Origin of the sequence: Acinetobacter sp. YH12049, from assembly GCF_013419875.1 — a bacterium.
In the GTDB taxonomy this organism is placed as follows: Bacteria; Pseudomonadota; Gammaproteobacteria; order Pseudomonadales; family Moraxellaceae; genus Acinetobacter; species Acinetobacter amyesii.
In genome coordinates, this window is sequence record NZ_VOZH01000009.1 from 1 (window position 1) to 17,662 (window position 17,662).

The window sequence follows — 17,662 nt, forward strand, 5'->3', positions numbered from 1 at the left end:
TACTCACCCGTCCGCCGCTAGGTCCAGTAGCAAGCTACCTTCCCCCGCTCGACTTGCATGTGTTAAGCCTGCCGCCAGCGTTCAATCTGAGCCATGATCAAACTCTTCAGTTTAAAATCAATAGTACCTATAGGGCACCAATCTTGGCTCATCAATTACTGACAAAAATTTGCTCAAATAAACTTCGAGTAATTTCTACCATCAATCAATGAAAATAATTTCGATCAATCAACCAGTAAAAATCCACACAAGTTGTTCTTCATAATCTCTTAATGATCTTCTTGTTGGTTCGTCACCAGCAAGCCAGGTCGACTATATTACTCTTTATTTCTAAAGAGTCAACTGGTAATTCAAATTATTTTTAAACTTATCAAATAAAACCTAACTTAATCAATTCAACCAAGTCATTGTTTTATCAGAAGTTTTAATCTTCATCACCGCCGATGGATGTGCATTCTACAGCATTTCTGATCCAACGCAACACCCTTTTCCATTTATTTTTAGTTTTTCATTACGTTTGTTTATTTATTCTACTAAATTAAGTTTTTTTACTTAAAAAAGTGCTTTTAGCGTACAGAAAGCATGCAATATGCCACAGGCACCCATAAGATAAACATTAAAACTGGCATAACACCGTGCACTTCTTCAGGTTTTCTATACAACCACTGAATAAATGGAATGGCGATACCAAATAATGCCGCCATCAATAGCACATCAACGAATCCACCTTTCAGCAGTAACCACAACAATACTGGCGCACTCATCAACAAGCCAATTATCAATAAAACACAGTATTCGTATTTCCTGAGCTGCCATCGTGTGAACCCTTGAATGATCCAGAATTGTTCTGCAGATTCAAAATTTGATTTTAAGTCCATTTTGATCACGCCTAGATTGAATAAACTCAGTGCAATATAGACGGCACACATTAATTGGAATAATTGTGAAGCAGTGAAATCAAGGCTCATGATGTTCCAAGTATCCACCTGTGTGGCGAACCAATACAAAATCACGACCGCAGTAACTGATATACCGATACTGACAATACGATGGGTTAGAAATCTTTTATGAAATGCCTGACGAATAATGAGTTTATTTTGATTGAGCCAGAGTGGGCTATATTTCTGTATCAGAAATACGCTAGGTACTTGCAGCTTTATTGGTTTTGATTTCCTACCGAGCAGCCAGAATTTTATTGCCGCTGTACAGACAAAAGTAGATAACAACAGCGCAACGAGTTGAGCATCCAATATCGCTAGGCTCAAAATGGGCAAATATGTCAAAAGACAGACCAAACCGAAATATTGATTCTGTTGTAAAAACAGCATTTGTATGATTAATAAATTAAAGATCCAAAGTAGCATCAATACACTAATGCCAATGGAAGCTAAGAGTTCATACTCAACCCAAACATATAGAAGCGCTAAAACAAATGGCAATGACAGCAAAAAGCTTAAACTGCCTAAAAATTTGATTTCCACTGCAAAACGACTTTTGAGCGTGATGGGCAATAGCGCTAGATAGCAATACCCTTCTCCACCACTTAAAGCTTTACGCTGTATCGCACACCAAAATACATTTAAGGCAAGAAAGCCAGTCCAAAGAAACAAATTCGTGATTAATGATTTGCAATAAACCAAATCAATAATGGGCTGCACTAAAGATAAGAGCAGTCCGAATAGCATTGGCCCGAGAATTAATGTGATTAAAATAAGTAAATGCTTTTGCCGTGCAACTGCGTCTGCTGTGGTCTTGACATAAAATGTCCATCGATATTTCAAAAGCGTTTTTATAATTGTTCGCTGCCCAACATGTCTTTGTTTATTCATGCCTCCTGCTCATTGAACTTTAGCCGATCCAGCTCGATGATTTTTGCTGCAAGACTGTCTCTAAATACAGGATCATGGCAAGATAATAGAATCAATTTCGATTGGCTCTGCTGTAAAAGTATACTTGATAATTCAGCCAAGGCATTTTGATCTAAGCCATTGCTCGGTTCATCTAAAATCAGCAATGGTGCCGAAGTCATTAAGGTAGCAACCAATAAAAACTTTTTGGTTGTGCCAAAAGACATGTCAGCAAATGGCGTGGCTAAATAGTTTTCTAATTTAAATTTTTCAATGAATATTTTATACTGCTCATGCGCTATCTCTCGAATATCACACATTAAATTCAGAAACTCCTGCCCTTGTAAAAAATCATAAATAGGGCCTTTATCTGGCACATAGGCCACAAGTTTCTTGTATTCATTATTGTGAGGGGCATATTGCTGATCATTAATCAAAATATTGCCTGCATCAAAATCCAACATCCCAGCAATCATCGCAAGTAAGGTGGACTTCCCTGCTCCATTCTCAGCAACAACAGCGACAATTCCGAATTCGTTTAACTCTAAATTTAGATTTGAAAATATACATTTTCCCGCAAAAGATTTGGACAATTGCTGCAAGCTCAAAGAAACCATCATGATGTTCCTGATTTATTATATTAAGTTATTGATTTATTATTAATCTATCTTCACATATCTTAGATCTGAATTAAATAGATTCTTTAATCGACAACTTTAATTTTTTCAGTGTTATTCACTATCTAAATACGCCAAAATCATCTTCGACAATTCCACTTTAAGCTGCTGTTCTGTAATTAAAAAACTATTATTGCTCACATAGCGCATCATGGTAAATAAAGTACTGTTAATAATCACAAAAGAGCAATGTTTCAGCGTTTCAAAGTTCCAATGTGAATAATAACGATTAAATAAATACATCCCAACTTCAAAAAAATGCTTTTCCAAAACCTGAGAGGCATCTGAATGACTGTATTGATGCCAATGTTTTAAGATCTCAATGAAGAAGCCACGATCAGCTTTCAACATATCAAAGCCAAACTGAATACAAAGTGGGATCACCTCATAAATACTGTGCTGCTCTTGCTCCACGACTATATTTTTTAGTGCTAACCCCAATTGTTCTGATTTTCTGAGCAGTAACTCTTCTACGATTTGTTCTTTATTTTCAAAATATTGATAAATCGATCCAACGCTCACACCAGATTTTTCCGCAATTTTGGGCGTCGTCAGCTCCAGTAAACCTTGTTCTGCAATACACAACTGCGCTGCTTGCAAAATGCTTTCCACGATCATTTTCGCGCGTTGTTGTTGTGGTCTTTTTCTCATTCTATTGCTCTCCAATGCGATAGTGTTATGCGAATTGAATGCGAATAAATATTCATATTAGTGTGGTATGCAACAATAACATTGAAGATCAAAACATGACCACTCACTTCAATACCCGACTGACTTCATTTCAGGCCACGCAGCAATCTAATCTACTGAGTTTTCTGTTGTCTCATTTGACGGGTCAGGCTGCACAGCCCAATTACGCTCAATATCTTGCCCTCAATAAAGCCTTGCAATGTGGTGATCCACAGATGGAAAAAGTGCTCACGTGGATGATGCAGAACCCTAAGCAGCATCGTGAATATTTTGAAATTGCTTTATTTAAAGGTGTAGAACAGCTTCCCTTTCCTATTCCTGAACTCGAACATTTTTTTAAGCATATTGAACAAACACCGCCGTGGCTAGAGCCAGAACAAATACAGCAAGCCCTTGAATTCACCCATCGCCTCGGGATTAACAATGGCTTTATATTGCGAGATCTTTCACTCATGGTGGGTTATCTCTTCCCCGGTTTCAATCAACCGCTCATGCTGACCGGTGCTTTAAATAAACAAGCCGGTACACGGCTGGCTGAAACTACCAAATGGTGGGTAGATATCACTGAAGAACGCGGACTCGAACGTTTGTATGCGGGATTTACATCGACGATTTATGTGCGTTTTATTCATGCTGTGGTACGGCATCAACTCCAAAAAGGTAAAGACTGGGATTTTGCAACGTGGGGGGTGCCGATGAATCAATTTGACTTGGCGATGACCAATCTTGCCTTTAGCAGTGTGGTACTTTTGGGCATTCGCGCTTTAGGGATTTTTCCATCAAAACAAGAGACTGAAAGCTTTTTGCACTTTTGGCGTTATGTGGGTTGGTTGATGGGTATTGATGACAAATGGTTAATTGAAAAAGAATCTGATGGTTGGAAACTGTTGTATTGGATGCAATTTGTACATCCTCAATCTGATGCAAGCAGTATGGCTCTCGGCGCCAGTCTCTCTAAAGAACCTTTTGAACGACAGTACAAATACCTCCGAGCACTTCAGCAAAAACTGGCTTATCGACAACATCTGGAGCTGACACAATTTTTTATTGGCAAAAAACGCATGCATAAATTAGGGCTCAAACCACAGTCCGCCGCATGGTTTGCCTATTATTTATTGGCTAGAAATCTTGTCCTGTATTCAGGCGCTAAGCATGTCCCAAGTTTAAATCAAAAATTACAGCAAAAAGGCCGTGCGATTCAAAAACTCGGTTTAGCACTGTATCAAAGTAAGGCCAAACAACTGGCCAGTATGCACCAATAAAAAAAGCAGAGCGATCGCTCTGCTTTTTGGATGACAAATGTCAGGACTTAGAATTTCATCGAAATACGTGCCCAATAATTGCGACCGATATTATTAAACTGTTGATCAGTCGCTAAACCTGTCCCTGCATCACCCAGTTTATTTAGATGTTCGGTATAAGTTTTATTCAAGAGATTATCCACACCCACAGATACATCTACACCCTCATCAATATGATAAGTACCATTTAAAGACAGTGTGCCAAATCCTGCACTTTCTTTCAGGTCATAACCCACGATATTGCCTTGGTGCGCACTGATACGATTTTGCCCATCAACCACACGCCAGAATGCTCCCAAAGTATAATTATCTTGGATATAACGTAAGTTGATACGTGCTTCTAACGGTGAGATTTGTGGTAATGGCTTGCCATCTGTGGTGTTTTTACCCCACGCATACATTGCGCTGACATCGGCTTGAATATGATCGCTAAATTGATAGCCAATCCCTGCTTCAGCTCCCGCAATGGTGGCATCCACATTTCGGCTATGTGCTTCCATACCCTTCATCATTCCTGATCCAGACTTATAACTTGTTAAAATATAATCTCTCACTAAACCTGCATAAGCCGATACCCAGGAATTCAAAGCGCCATGTTCATGTTGATAACCCATATCTAACTGAAGCGTTTTTTCTGTATCAATATGATTGAATGTATTGTTATGACCATTTCCTGATTTTGGGCTGAATAATTCCCAATAATCTGGCATGCGCTCTACATAGCCTAGACCGATATAGGTTTTACCATTGTCATGTTCAGGGTGCTTATTTTCAAAACGAATAAAAGCACTTGGCAAAGTTTCATTCAGCTCCGTGTTATAGCCACTCGCTTTCGAAGCGGCACGCTCATCTTTCACTTGCACTTGATCAAGACGAAGACCTGAAACCAACTTATTGTTGTCACTCAATTGATAACTGACTTCTCCAAAACCACCATATGACTGAAACTTCATATCTGTTTCACGTGCTTTGTCTTTATAGCTATTGCGCATCCCTTTGCGAATACTATGTTCATTGTTCTGTGTGTCAATGCCTGTGACAAAGTCAATCTTATCCCATTCATGTGTCACAGCCATACGTGCATTTAATGTTCTGCGAGCAACATTCGATGCCATTGGCATATTCATCATGCCACTTGGTTGAAACTCACGTAAGCTGAAGTTATCCATGACATGATCATTAAAACTATAGTTGACCTGTGCTTCAATTTTCTTAATCACCTCAGTGACATTCTTTTTCTCGACTCGAAACCCCAAGCTTTCGCGGGCAAATTGCGAACCATCCATTGAACGGCCTGCGTATACCGCCTCACCATCGGCTTTACCTCCGGTAAGTTCTACCCATGTATCTTCATTCGGTGTCCAACCGAGTGCCAAATCTGTATTCCAGCGCTCCCAATCTGACGGCACAGTATTGCCATCTCCATCTTGGTAGCTGTCTGCAACAGAACGGCTGGCATTTAGACGCACATATTTATGTTCATCGCCCACAGCCGCTTCGATATTATGATCTAAACGACCATAAGAACCGATCATCACACTGGCTTGACCACGGTAGTTTTTATCAGCATCCAACTGTTCAGGTTTACGTTCAAACAAGACTGTTGCAGCAGAACCTGTATTGGCATATTGAACCGTTTGAGGTCCTTTAATCACTGAAATTCGGTCATAACTTTCAGGGGAAATATAAGACGTTGGTGCATCCATACGACTTGGACACGCCCCGAGATTTTCTGTGCCATCGGTCAAAATTTTAATGCGTGAACCAAACATGCCACGGAAGGTTGGGTCTGCATTGGTTCCCCCATTTTTAATGGCACTAAACCCCACAATACTTTTTAAATAATCGGCCCCATCACTGGCAGGTATCGGTTGAATCGGCTGTTTGGGGTTGGCACGAACAATCAGGCCATTGGCATCATTCCCCTGATGTGATGTCACCACAATCGGTGCCAAAGTCTGTACTGCATTGGTTTCCGTCATCTCTACGGACATCTCATCAGCCATCACCGTAGTTGAATAGCAGGCAACACAAATTGCAGCCGCAAGAGGCTGTAGAAAAAATTTAGGCTGAGCCATGTTTATCTCACAAAATACATAAATAAAGGCGTACCTGAGTCCTCAAAGACCCAAGTTTAAAAAACGTCGGATTTATACAGCGAGTGGCGGGGCTCGACCTTGCGGAAGTAAAAAGAGTTGTTGAAGAACAAACCAGACATGCTTGAAAGCTTTTTGAAAAGCAATTAAACGAACTTGAATTCGATCAAGCACTTCTTTCACATCAAGTTCAGAGGGCAAAACCAAATTGCCATAGACCGTACAATACTGACATTGATGACTGGCATCATGTTCATGGGCAGTATGATCGACTTGAACTTGCTCCACATGAGCGGAAGATGAATGGTGTGAATGTGCGGTATGTTCAGCATGAACATTGGGAAGTAAAAGTGCACGCGTAATGGTTTCGCAGACCGGAGCAACTTGATATTGCTTGGGCAACAATGGCTGTAAAAAAACAGCAATCTGCAAAAAAACGGCTGCAAAGGACAGCAGCACTCCACTACGAAACAATACAGGCAAACCCTAACATTTGTCTGACCCAAGTATAACAAAGCCCAATCGAAATTGGGCTTCTCTCAGGTATTTTTTAACCGCGATCAATTAACGTTTAACTGCGACTTTATCTTTTTGACGTTGGCGAACCAATTTTTCCACTTTGTCACGTGCACGTTGACGTTTCAAAGGCGATAGATAGTCGACGAACAACTTACCATTTAAGTGATCCATTTCATGTTGGATACAAACTGCGAGAAGTCCGTCCGCTTCCACTTCAAATGATTGACCTTCAAGGTTAATTGCCTGAATTTTTACACGTGACGGGCGCTCAACTTTATCGTATATTTGAGGCACTGATAAACAGCCTTCTTCATAGGGCTGCGTCTCTTGCGTCAATGGCGTAATTTTGGGGTTAATAAACACCATGGGTTGATCTTTTTCTTCAGATAAATCCATGACTATCAGCTGAATATGGTGATCTACCTGTGTTGCTGCCAGGCCAATTCCCGGTGCTTCATACATAGTTTCAAACATGTCGGCTGCTAACTGACGAATTTCATCAGTAACTTCTTCGACTGGTTTTGCAATGGTACGAAGACGGGGATCGGGGAAACTTAAAATAGGTAATAAGGCCATACGACGTCCTCACTTATGCCATTGATCAAAAAACAAAATGAAGGAATGCTTCATCAAAAAATTGTGTGTAATATCGTTATTATAACGCAGTTACATACATAATTTTAGGAATTATGATAATGAAAAAGGTTTTGAAGGGCATGCCAACTTTTAGTGCCTTGGGGTTTAAAAAACAATTATTGGCACTTACAGTCTGTGTAAGTGTGGGGATGGGAATGGTCAGTGTTGCAGAAGCTGCCCCTGCTCGTAACGTCAATCCACCGTCATTGAAGGCAGGTGCGCCTCAAGTTTATGTGGTGAAAAAAGGCGATACGTTGTGGGATATTTCCAAGCGTTTCTTAAAAAATCCTGTGCGCTGGCCTGAAATCTGGGCGAGCAATAAACACGTGAAAAATCCGCATTGGATTTTCCCAGGTGACCGCCTATTAATGTGTACCTACAATGGCCGCCCAATCATCGGTAAAGATGAAGGTGATGGCTGTGAAGGTATCATTCGTCGCTATACAGGTGGCACTAAACTTCAACCACAAGTTCGTGTTGAATCCCTAAATAGTGCGATTCCGGTTATTCCATTGGAATATATTAAGCAATGGCTTGAGCGCAGCATGATTGTTGCAGCTGATTCTGTGGAAGGCACACCTTACATTTTAGGTACAGCTGATCAACGTGTATTAGCTGCCAAAGGCCAAACAGTTTATGCACGCGGCCAAGGCATGCAAGTCGGTCAACGATATGCTGTTTACCGTGAAGGCGAACCGTACATCTTTACCGATGCAAACGGCAAAAAATACAACGCAGGTTTAGAACTGACTCAAGTCGCTTCAGGTGTTGCCGTTCGTGGTGAAAATGACATTACCACTTTAGAACTAACCGATACTTATAATGCTGAAGTTCGTCGTGGCGATCGTGTTCTTCCTGAATATGACCCAATGCTGCCAACACTGTTCTATCCAACCAATGCAGAAAATGTCACTGCTGGCGGTAGTGTAGTTCGTGTTATGGGCTCGATTGGTACTGCAGCGGTTCACAGTGTTGTGACGATCGACCGTGGTAGCTTGCAAGGCGTTCAATCTGGTCAAGTCTTTAGCGTGAACCAAAAAGGTGAAATCGTGACTGATCCAAAAACCAAAGAACGTGTTCAACTTCCAGGACAACGTATTGGTAACATTATGGTATTCAAAACGTTTGATAACCTAAGCTATGCTTATGTACTTGAAAGCGAATTACCAATCAAAGTAGGTGCAACGATTCAGCCACCACTGATGGATGACTAAGACCAAATCCATAAAAATGAGGCTGTATTTCAGCCTCATTTTTATTATCCAACAACGATATCACTGATCATTTTAAACCATAAAAAGAAGACAGATTCAAAGGTCTCATTATGCTCAACTCATTGACTGACTTGCATTTAGATTACATTCGCCTGTGGTTTGTGGTGCAACACTCACTTCGTAGTTTCTATAAAATTCAGCAGCACTATCCTGCCCTACACCACGCCCTTAAGCCTGATCAAATCACCACATGGCAAAAATTAGGACTGCATAAAAATCATTTACAGCGCTTTGAAGAATTTCATAGTCCAAGTGGACAGCTTAGCTTTGAAAAATGTCTCAAGGATATTCAACAATACAGTGACTTTGTACTGATTCCTGAAGACCTGAACTATCCTCAACAGCTTTTACCTTATAGCGACAAGCCGCCCATTCTATTTGGGCAAGGTAATGCCCAAGCCTTGATGCAACCCCAAATTGCGATTGTTGGTAGCCGCAAACCTAGTCCCCAAGGTCGGCAAATTGCTTATGATTTTGCTTATTATCTAAGTGAGCAAGGGTTCTACATCAATAGCGGTTTAGCACAAGGAATTGATGAAGCGGCACATCGCGCTGCCATACAACACCACAGAACCATTGCCGTGATGGGCACAGGTTTAGATCAAACTTATCCGACCGCACATCAGCGTTTAAGACAAGAGATCATCCAACATGGTGGGACCGTAATCAGTGAGTTTCTTCCACACACTCCACCCCTGCAACACCATTTTCCACATCGAAATCGTATCGTCAGTGGGCTCAGCCTTGGTGTCATCGTGGCGGAAGCGGCATTAAAAAGTGGTTCACTGATCACAGCTCAACGCGCTGCCGAACAAGGCAAATCTATTTTTGCCATCCCAGGCCATATTTATAGTGAGTCGCATCAAGGTTGCCATCAACTCATACGCGAAGGTGCAATTTTGATTGATCATCCACAACAGGTCATTGAAGACTTAGCATTGGCAACACAGTGGCAATCACAAGCTGCCGAAACCTTAACAACCACCGAAATAGCGACACCCGAAACAGCAACACCGGACACTCCACCACCCGAACCCATCCCAGAACATTTAATTGCGCTGTATCGGCAACTCGATTGGGTCGGCCAAAGCCTTGATCAATTGTCCATTCAACTCAAAATTGATACCGCGACATTGACCAGTCAACTGATGGAATTAGAGTTAATGGGCTATGCCACACAACAAGCCGGACACTACTTACGTTGTAGAATGGGTAAATTAGGTTCACAATAGTCCTTTGTCGAATCAGATAAGGTCTATAGAAATGATTACCACCTCTGTTGCAGAAGCAGCTTCCTGTCTTAAAAAAGGTCAGGTTCTCGCATATCCTACAGAGGCTGTTTGGGGATTGGGCTGTGATCCCTACAATGAGCAAGCCTTTCTCGAAATTTTGCGCTTAAAACAACGTCCCATTGAAAAAGGCGTGATTTTATTGGCTGCCAATGTCGCTCAAGTTGAACACCTGCTTCAAGGCTTAACAGAAGATATGCGTCAGCAAGTCATTGCGACCTGGACCAACCGTAAACCCAATGAACGTGCAACCACATGGTTATTACCGGCTGGCGACCATATTCCAACATGGATTAAAGGCAATCATCCAAAAGTCGCAGTCCGTGTGACGACCCACTCTTTATGTGTGGCTTTATGCCAAGCTTTTAATGGCTTTATTGTGTCTACCAGTGCCAATCCTGCAGGATTAACCCCTGCACGTTCCTTACAAGAAGCCAATCAGTATTTTGCCAATGAACTCAATTATTTAAATGGTGATCTCGGCCTAAGCCAAGAACCAAGTAAAATTATTGATGCTGAAACAGGTGAAATCATCCGCGCATAAGTTCGGATGCCTGTCTACACCTGCCTTTCGGGAAAATACAGGCAAAAAAAAGCTCAGCCATATAGGGATGGCTGAGCATAAAAAAGGATGTGTATAAAATCACATCCAGAGGGTCTTACAATCTCTGGGTAAATATCAAGTAATTATTAAGAATTACTTCATCATTTACGATGAAAGTATTATGTAATATTTTTTTAAATTTAACAAATAGATTTTTTATATAAATAAAACTACTGATAAGCACTTTATTTGTGATTTTATAACCACTTAGTCAAAATATGTATCTATTTTTGATTGATTTTTAAGACGAGCATTTGTTTTTTTAATTCAGTTTTACACTCAAAAATCCATTTTCAAAAGATTTGCTCTATAAAAAATAAGTTTGTTTGCCTATATTTTAATCAACACTTCTCATAAATTTTCAACTTTTTACTGGATTTACTTACGCTGCGCCAAGATCACCCCAGTAATCGCCATCACTGTGCCCACTGTATGATAAAACATCCACTGCTCAGCCAACCAGAAATAGGCAATGATCGCGGTAAATACCGGCATTAAATTCATAAAAATACTGGTGCGATTCGGGCCGAGATGTTGCACAGCCAACATCCATACCAACGGTGCAATCAGTGATGGAAAAATTGCCGCATAAAATACACTTGGCGCATTCGCAGGATTAATCGCATCAATGCCTAAATACAACACGAATGGCAAGTGATATAAAACGGCAAAGAAAATTTGTACATATAAGCTCAACAGTAGCGGAAGTTTCAGTTGCCATTTTTTTAAAAACACCCCATAAAAGGCATAAAAGAACACTGCGAAGATCATGAGGATATCGCCGAAATGTCCGCCCATATTCAGTAATTGACTGAAATCTCCTTGCGCAATGACAAACAATAGCCCCGTAAATGAAATCGCACAGCCTAAGATGGCATAGCGGTTGGGCACATCTTTAAGTATGAAAAATGCAACGGCAATCGTAAAAACAGGGATAAAGGCATTGATGATGCCCATATTGGTCGCCGTCGTATAATGCGCAGCGGTATAGCCCAAGCCTTGATATAACACCATTCCAAAGGCACTCAGCACAGCCAATTGCTGCCAATGCTGCCCGATAAGCTGTCTTTGCTGCCAAACGGTTTTCAGCATAAAGGGGGTTAAGATCAAAAATGCGATAAACCATCGATAAAAACTGATACTGACCGGTGAAATATAATCCGTCACATAGCGGGTGACGGTAATATTCAAGGACCATATAAATACCGCGATCAGAGGCAAACAAATTGCAAATTTCGCCCAACGCGTTTGAAGCAACATGTCTGACTCCTCAATATATTGTGCAAAGATTGGTCTAGGTATTTTGAGTGATGTCTGTTTTAATTGAAATACATAATTTCAGACATTTATATTGTAGTTCAGACATCGACACCTAGGCATATATGACATCAGCACCGATTGAACAACAAATCGAGCTTTTTGAAGCGCACTACACCACATTAGATACGGTCTATCCGCACAGTTGTCTTTGGGGTGATTTTAATTTTTGTCTCGATGGTATTTTCGAATATGAAATACAAGGGCAACATCATCTCTCACCTGCCAGTTATGGGGTGTGGATTCCACCACATACAGAACATTGCTCGGTAGCGATTGATGAACAACCCATTCATTATGTGGCAATCCGACTGGCACCAGATCTCTGCATAGATTTTCCCAAGCAGACGGAAGTATTTAGCATCCAACCGTTCTTTCGTTTGTTGGTGCAAGAAATTTTGGCCTTTCCTATAGAGCAACATACCACACCACCCTATCGACACCTGCTACAGGTCTTATTCGACCAATTAAAAACAGCGCCCAAACATCAACATTATTTACCGCAAAGCCATGATGCGGTGTTAAAGCCGATCTTGGCGCAGCTCGCAGATGTAGATCATTTTAGCTTGAGCCTACAGCGATGCTTATCCAATGTTGCTTTGAGTGAGCGTCAGTTATTGCGACTGAGTCAGAACGAACTGCAAATGAGCCTTTCTGAATGGCGAAACCGTGCAAAAATTATTTATGCCATTCAACAACTCCGCGCTGGTCAGTCTATTAAAGCTCTCAGCTATGAATTGGGTTATCAACACAGCTCAAGCTTTATTGAGTTTTTTAAACGCTATACAGGAAAAACCCCAAACCAACACCGTGCCACTACTTAAACGATAAGCACTCAAGCAAGCCTCAGCTCGAATTCTGCAAACTACTACAAAAATTATGCGAAAAGCCTATCGATAAAAGCTTGCTGTTCACCAGATTTCCCTTTAAAACAAGGATGAAAGGCACAACTTCAATTAGGAACGAATATGTCAGCTTCAGTTTACGATATCCCAGTAAAAACGATCCAAGGTGATGACACCACACTCAATCAATACCAAGGCAAGGTTTTATTATTGGTCAATGTAGCCTCTAAATGTGGGCTAACACCGCAATATGAAGGCCTAGAAAAACTCTATACAGAGAAGAAGTCGCAAGGCTTTGAAGTCTTAGGCTTTCCTGCCAATAACTTTTTAGAACAAGAACCTGGTTCTGAAGCTGAAATTCAAGAATTTTGCTCAATCAACTACAAGGTCGATTTCCCACTTTTTGCAAAAATTTCTGTTGCAGGCGCAGATAAACACCCCCTTTATCAAACCTTAACCCAAGCCATTCCTGAACGCATTGGTGAAGGCCCATGGTGGGATGATTTAGTCGAATACGGATTAACACCAAATCCAAAGCCTGAAGTGCTCTGGAACTTTGAAAAATTCCTCGTGAATAAACAAGGCGAAGTTGTGGCACGATTTGCACCTGACATCAAGGCAGATGATGCTCGTATTGTCGATGCCATTAACGCTGAATTAGCCAAATAATTCGACAATATCTCAATCTCTCAGTTAAGATTATTGTGATTTTAACTGAGATTAATCATTTTAAATTATCACAATAATATTTAATAATTATCACATATTGATAATTTACATAGTTTATCCATTATTTTAATATTTCACATATACATTGTTCAAAGTTTCCCTGTAAATACTCATTATGATGAGTCTTATCAAATCACATCCAGCAGTAAACAGGTGAACTTATGAATACATTAATGAAAGCTATCGTTTTATCTATTTCGACAGCACTTGTTGCTGCTCCAGCAATGGCTGCACCGCAAAATAGCCAACAACATGCACCTGCGCATAATCAAAATACGAAAGCTCAACAGCACACTAAACAAAACACACCAGTAAAAAACCAAAGCCAGAACAAGAAAAAAGCCGTAAATCCTTCACATGATTGGCGTTCTGGACAAAAAGTACCTTCTGAATACCGTGGTCATAGCTACAAAGTAGACCACACCAAATACAAAAAATTATCTAAACCGGGCAAAAACCAACAATGGATTAAAGTGAATGGCGACTACATTTTAATGAATGCCGTCAGCCACGCCATTATCAAAATCATTACGGGTTAAACCCACCAAAACATCAAAAGAGGGCAAATGCCCTCTTTTTTTTTGTTCAAGCGATTATTTTGTTATTGCTTTGCAACAATCTATTTTTAATCCACATTCTGCCCCTATATTCAAAGCATAGACTTAACACATAGTGATGATTGAATGAAAAAGCTAGTGCAGAATGCCCTTCTCCCTTTTGCCATTTTTAGTGGTGTTTTGGTGCTGATTGGCTGTGAACCTGCCACAGCACCGCAACAGGAACAAGAAATCGCAGCAGAAAATGATCGCCCTGCAACAACATCAACAAACGAAGATCAATCTGCGACACAAAGTCAGGCGACAGATCAAAGCCAATTAAAAAGCGGCAATATGTTTTATATCGTTCGCGATGTTGCGGATATGCAACTTAAAGCCGGCAATTATGTTGAACAACTCAAACAAACGCAGGTCGATTTAGAAGCCGCAGTCAGCAACCAAGATCATCTCCAATTGCAAAAAGCGGCAACCCAGCTGCAACAGCAGCTCAAAGGTTTCAATCAAGCTTTGAATGATTTAAATCTAAAAAGCACTGAGATTAATGATATTCGCAGCAATTTACAGGCAGCGAATCAGCAAGTGTTGGCCTCACCTTTTCTCAATGGACAAGTCGATTTAAGCAAAGTTGATTTTCAGAAAATTCAAAATCAAATGGGCAATATTCAAGCGGAAATGCTGAAATTGGCAGGTATGTTGATCCAAGATCAAGCTGGAAAAAGCTCATCTACTGCACCCACTGAAACTGAATAAATAGCGAAATCTAGCATTTCCATTGCATTCCACCTGTTGTAAATCAAAAAAGCGTTAGACCTTGAGCTAACGCTTTTTTTCTTACAGTTCCGCTATAGAACACGACTGTTTTTCCTTTTAGATTAATACTTAATAATAAAGCCAATGATGGAACAGTTATGTCAAACGCTGTGATTTATAACATTACACCCATTACCTTTCGTTTAGATTTAAAAGATCCTTTCTTATTTACAGCTCATCATATCGATCATTTTCCTGCTGCAAATGCAGACATGGGGCCAAAAACAGCCGCAGAGAAAGATGAATTCAATATGTACTATGGCGATGTGGTTCCAGGTTTCCCAGAGCATCCACACACTGGCTTTGAAACCATTACCTTGGTTGAACAAGGCTATGTCGATCACTTTGACTCATTAGGCAATGGCGGACGCTATGCTGCAGGTGATGTGCAATGGCTGTCTACAGGCAATGGCGTTGAACACTGTGAAATGTTCCCCCTACTGCATGAAGATAAAGCCAATCCTTTTGAACTTTTCCAAATTTGGTTTAATTCATCGGCTGAACAGAAAACCCATGATGCCGACTATAAAATGTTTTGGCGTGAAGACATTCCTCACGTCTTTGAAACCGATAGTGAAGGAAAAAAATCGGATATACGTGTAATTTCAGGGCAGTTCAAATCCACTGATGCTATTTCCCGACCGCCACACTCATGGGCGGCTGCCGCAGAAAATAAAGTCAACATTTATTTAATCACCCTGCAAGCAGGTGCGGAGTTGGTGATTCCCGCAACAACAAGTAGCTCCAACCGTTTTGCTTATTTTTATCAAGGCAATACATTAGAAATAGAAGGTCAAACCATTCAGATGAAGCATTTGGTTGAACTCCAATCAGATGCCGACGTCCATCTCAAAGCAGGTGGATTAGAAGCCCGGATTCTGTGGTTAGAAGGTGAACCGATTAATGAACCCGTGGCAATGCGCGGTCCATTTGTGCTGAATACCACTGAAGAACTCGATGCCGCGTTTAAACGCTATCGTGAGACCCATTTTGGAGATTGGCCTTGGCCAACACCTGCACCGGTCTTCAAACGTGATCAGGCTCGATTTGCCAGTTATGAAGGCGGTAAACGTGTAGAGCACCCAGAGCAGGAAAACTCACAAGCGTCTTAAAGTTCAATTAGTTGGATTGAGCAAATTCAAAGGTATTACAGTTTTTATCTTGTCCAAGTGCGCGCTGAACATCTTGTTTAAAACGTGCTTGGGCAAAGGTATATTGCTTCGGCAAAAATAAGGTAATACGTGTCGTCTGTGGATCTAAACTTTCGACCAACATTTTATGCAAATACGCCCCATGTTCAGTCCGTGCCATCAATGTCCCCTGCTCCAAATGCTCTTCTAAACGATTATCGGTATAGACGTAGCGATTGTTCGCGGTAAACGCAACACAGTGATTATAGGCTTGTCGCAGATTTCGAAAGGCGGTCAAATATGGTATCTCAAGCTCCGTACTGATGCCATTATCAACCGATTCAGCGACAAGTGCAGCTTCAGTGGGAAGATTGGGTGTCGTGACGTATTGGCTTTGGCATGCAGCGAGCAAACCACAACAGAGACACAGCGATAAACTGGTAAAAAATTTGAGCATACAGACCTATGTAAATTGTTCTTATTCATTTTGCAGCGATTGTAGCAAAACTGCGTTGCTGATTTAATACTCTATTATTCATTCCATGCTTTCATTGCAGACACCATGCAGCTGATTATTTTTACAGGCGTTCAAGCCTCTGGCAAATCAACCTTTTACATGTTGAATTTATATCATAGCCATTTACGTATTAATTTGGATATGTTGAAAACCCGACATCGGGAAAATATGATCTTTGAAGCTGGTTTGGCATCCAAAACGAAAATGGTGATTGATAATACCAACCCAGATCGGGAAGCTCGTGCTCGCTATATCCAACGTGCAATTGATGCAGGTTTTGAGGTGATTGCTTATTATTTTGAAACCGATTTGGACAGTACCTTAAAACGCAACAGTTTTCGTGAAGGCAAAGCCCATATTCCAGAAGTTGGCGTGCGTGCTACTTATCGCAAACTTCAAGTTCCATCACAGGATGAAGGCTTTGATCTAATTTTTAAAATTAAAATTATCAGTCACGGCGAGTTTTCAATTTTACCCATGCATGAATAACGAGCATTAACCTGCTTTTTGGCTATCTTGCCATTTTTTAAAAGCCGATTGCATGGCCTGACGTTCATATGGTTTCACTAAACGACTTTCTAATGAAGCAAAATCACCTTTATAAGCAGCAGCAACCATCGATTTAGCCAACTCTTGAATACTTACGCGTCCACGGTGTTCATATTGTTGAACTTCTTCATGGGTGAGTTCAACATCCCAACATGACACGACAGAACTCAGATCAACCGCTATGCTCAAGTAATATTGATCAAAGTCTTGATAAAGTTCCCAAAAATGCGGCTCATAGGCGATAAGGTTCATGGTGCAATGCTAGCTAATTGAAT

Annotated in this window: 19 protein-coding genes and 1 rRNA gene; 10 read left to right on the forward strand and 10 right to left on the reverse strand. The window is 40.8% G+C overall.

The window, feature by feature from the left end; all coding sequences use genetic code 11:
- The 4 genes from FTU05_RS05230 to FTU05_RS05245 all read right to left on the reverse strand — a co-directional run.
- Positions 1-113 (reverse strand): 16S ribosomal RNA (locus tag FTU05_RS05230); the annotation flags it as partial.
- A 453-nt stretch (positions 114-566) separates the two neighbouring features.
- A complete protein-coding gene (locus FTU05_RS05235; RefSeq protein ID WP_180164454.1) occupies positions 567-1,829 on the reverse strand; it encodes a hypothetical protein in 1,263 nt (420 codons plus the stop codon).
- Entirely contained in the window at positions 1,826-2,467 is a 642-nt protein-coding gene (locus tag FTU05_RS05240) for an ABC transporter ATP-binding protein (protein WP_180164456.1), read from the reverse strand. The genes FTU05_RS05235 and FTU05_RS05240 overlap by 4 nt, the downstream gene beginning before the upstream one ends.
- 111 nt (positions 2,468-2,578) lie before the next feature.
- The gene (locus FTU05_RS05245; protein WP_180164459.1) at positions 2,579-3,175 is read right to left on the reverse strand and encodes a TetR/AcrR family transcriptional regulator; all 597 of its coding nucleotides are present in this window, start codon (positions 3,173-3,175) and stop codon (positions 2,579-2,581) included.
- A 95-nt stretch (positions 3,176-3,270) separates the two neighbouring features.
- Between FTU05_RS05245 and FTU05_RS05250 the strand changes: the two genes are divergently transcribed.
- The gene (locus FTU05_RS05250; protein ID WP_180164462.1) at positions 3,271-4,476 is read left to right on the forward strand and encodes an oxygenase MpaB family protein; all 1,206 of its coding nucleotides are present in this window, start codon (positions 3,271-3,273) and stop codon (positions 4,474-4,476) included.
- A 47-nt stretch (positions 4,477-4,523) separates the two neighbouring features.
- Here FTU05_RS05250 and FTU05_RS05255 read toward each other — a convergent pair whose 3' ends face one another.
- The 3 genes from FTU05_RS05255 to def all read right to left on the reverse strand — a co-directional run bounded on the left by FTU05_RS05255 (position 4,524) and on the right by def (position 7,706).
- The gene (locus FTU05_RS05255; RefSeq protein ID WP_180164464.1) at positions 4,524-6,593 is read right to left on the reverse strand and encodes a TonB-dependent copper receptor; all 2,070 of its coding nucleotides are present in this window, start codon (positions 6,591-6,593) and stop codon (positions 4,524-4,526) included.
- Positions 6,594-6,665: 72 nt separating this feature from the next.
- Positions 6,666-7,085, reverse strand: coding sequence for a DUF2946 family protein (locus FTU05_RS05260; RefSeq protein ID WP_180056146.1), 420 nt, complete (start codon positions 7,083-7,085; stop codon positions 6,666-6,668).
- Between the two features lie 90 nt (positions 7,086-7,175).
- Positions 7,176-7,706, reverse strand: coding sequence for a peptide deformylase (def, locus tag FTU05_RS05265; RefSeq protein WP_078191459.1), 531 nt, complete (start codon positions 7,704-7,706; stop codon positions 7,176-7,178).
- A 119-nt stretch (positions 7,707-7,825) separates the two neighbouring features.
- Here def and FTU05_RS05270 point away from each other — a divergent pair, with 119 nt between their 5' ends.
- The 3 genes from FTU05_RS05270 (at position 7,826) to FTU05_RS05280 (ending at position 10,873) form a co-directional block, all read left to right on the forward strand.
- Positions 7,826-8,980: a LysM peptidoglycan-binding domain-containing protein gene (locus tag FTU05_RS05270; protein WP_180022161.1), complete on the forward strand. Its 1,155-nt coding sequence runs from the start codon at positions 7,826-7,828 to the stop codon at positions 8,978-8,980.
- A gap of 110 nt (positions 8,981-9,090) precedes the next feature.
- Positions 9,091-10,272: a DNA-processing protein DprA gene (gene dprA, locus FTU05_RS05275; protein ID WP_180026134.1), complete on the forward strand. Its 1,182-nt coding sequence runs from the start codon at positions 9,091-9,093 to the stop codon at positions 10,270-10,272.
- Positions 10,273-10,303: 31 nt separating this feature from the next.
- Complete coding sequence (locus FTU05_RS05280) at positions 10,304-10,873, forward strand: L-threonylcarbamoyladenylate synthase (RefSeq protein WP_111885874.1); 570 nt, start codon at positions 10,304-10,306, stop codon at positions 10,871-10,873.
- Positions 10,874-11,311: 438 nt separating this feature from the next.
- Here the strand turns inward: FTU05_RS05280 and FTU05_RS05285 are convergent, their stop codons facing one another.
- Entirely contained in the window at positions 11,312-12,193 is an 882-nt protein-coding gene (locus FTU05_RS05285; RefSeq protein WP_180164466.1) for a DMT family transporter, read from the reverse strand.
- 122 nt (positions 12,194-12,315) lie between these two features.
- Here FTU05_RS05285 and FTU05_RS05290 point away from each other — a divergent pair, with 122 nt between their 5' ends.
- The 5 genes from FTU05_RS05290 to FTU05_RS05310 all read left to right on the forward strand — a co-directional run bounded on the left by FTU05_RS05290 (position 12,316) and on the right by FTU05_RS05310 (position 16,303).
- Positions 12,316-13,074: a helix-turn-helix transcriptional regulator gene (locus tag FTU05_RS05290; protein WP_180164468.1), complete on the forward strand. Its 759-nt coding sequence runs from the start codon at positions 12,316-12,318 to the stop codon at positions 13,072-13,074.
- Between the two features lie 144 nt (positions 13,075-13,218).
- On the forward strand, positions 13,219-13,764 hold the full coding sequence (locus FTU05_RS05295; protein WP_111885877.1) for a glutathione peroxidase: 546 nt from the start codon (positions 13,219-13,221) through the stop codon (positions 13,762-13,764).
- Between the two features lie 221 nt (positions 13,765-13,985).
- A complete protein-coding gene (locus tag FTU05_RS05300; RefSeq protein ID WP_180164470.1) occupies positions 13,986-14,363 on the forward strand; it encodes an RcnB family protein in 378 nt (125 codons plus the stop codon).
- Between the two features lie 144 nt (positions 14,364-14,507).
- Positions 14,508-15,131, forward strand: a complete 624-nt coding sequence (locus FTU05_RS05305) for a hypothetical protein (protein ID WP_180005336.1) — start codon at positions 14,508-14,510, stop codon at positions 15,129-15,131.
- A 158-nt stretch (positions 15,132-15,289) separates the two neighbouring features.
- The gene (locus FTU05_RS05310) at positions 15,290-16,303 is read left to right on the forward strand and encodes a pirin family protein (RefSeq protein WP_180164472.1); all 1,014 of its coding nucleotides are present in this window, start codon (positions 15,290-15,292) and stop codon (positions 16,301-16,303) included.
- 7 nt (positions 16,304-16,310) lie between these two features.
- On the opposite strand, the gene FTU05_RS05315 is transcribed toward FTU05_RS05310, so the two are convergent.
- Positions 16,311-16,778, reverse strand: coding sequence for a hypothetical protein (locus tag FTU05_RS05315; protein WP_180026139.1), 468 nt, complete (start codon positions 16,776-16,778; stop codon positions 16,311-16,313).
- Positions 16,779-16,883: 105 nt separating this feature from the next.
- On the opposite strand from FTU05_RS05315, the gene FTU05_RS05320 reads away from it, so the two are divergent.
- On the forward strand, positions 16,884-17,327 hold the full coding sequence (locus FTU05_RS05320) for an AAA family ATPase (RefSeq protein ID WP_180010757.1): 444 nt from the start codon (positions 16,884-16,886) through the stop codon (positions 17,325-17,327).
- A 6-nt stretch (positions 17,328-17,333) separates the two neighbouring features.
- On the opposite strand, the gene FTU05_RS05325 is transcribed toward FTU05_RS05320, so the two are convergent.
- The gene (locus FTU05_RS05325) at positions 17,334-17,639 is read right to left on the reverse strand and encodes a hypothetical protein (RefSeq protein WP_168378803.1); all 306 of its coding nucleotides are present in this window, start codon (positions 17,637-17,639) and stop codon (positions 17,334-17,336) included.
- Positions 17,640-17,662 lie beyond the last annotated feature (23 nt).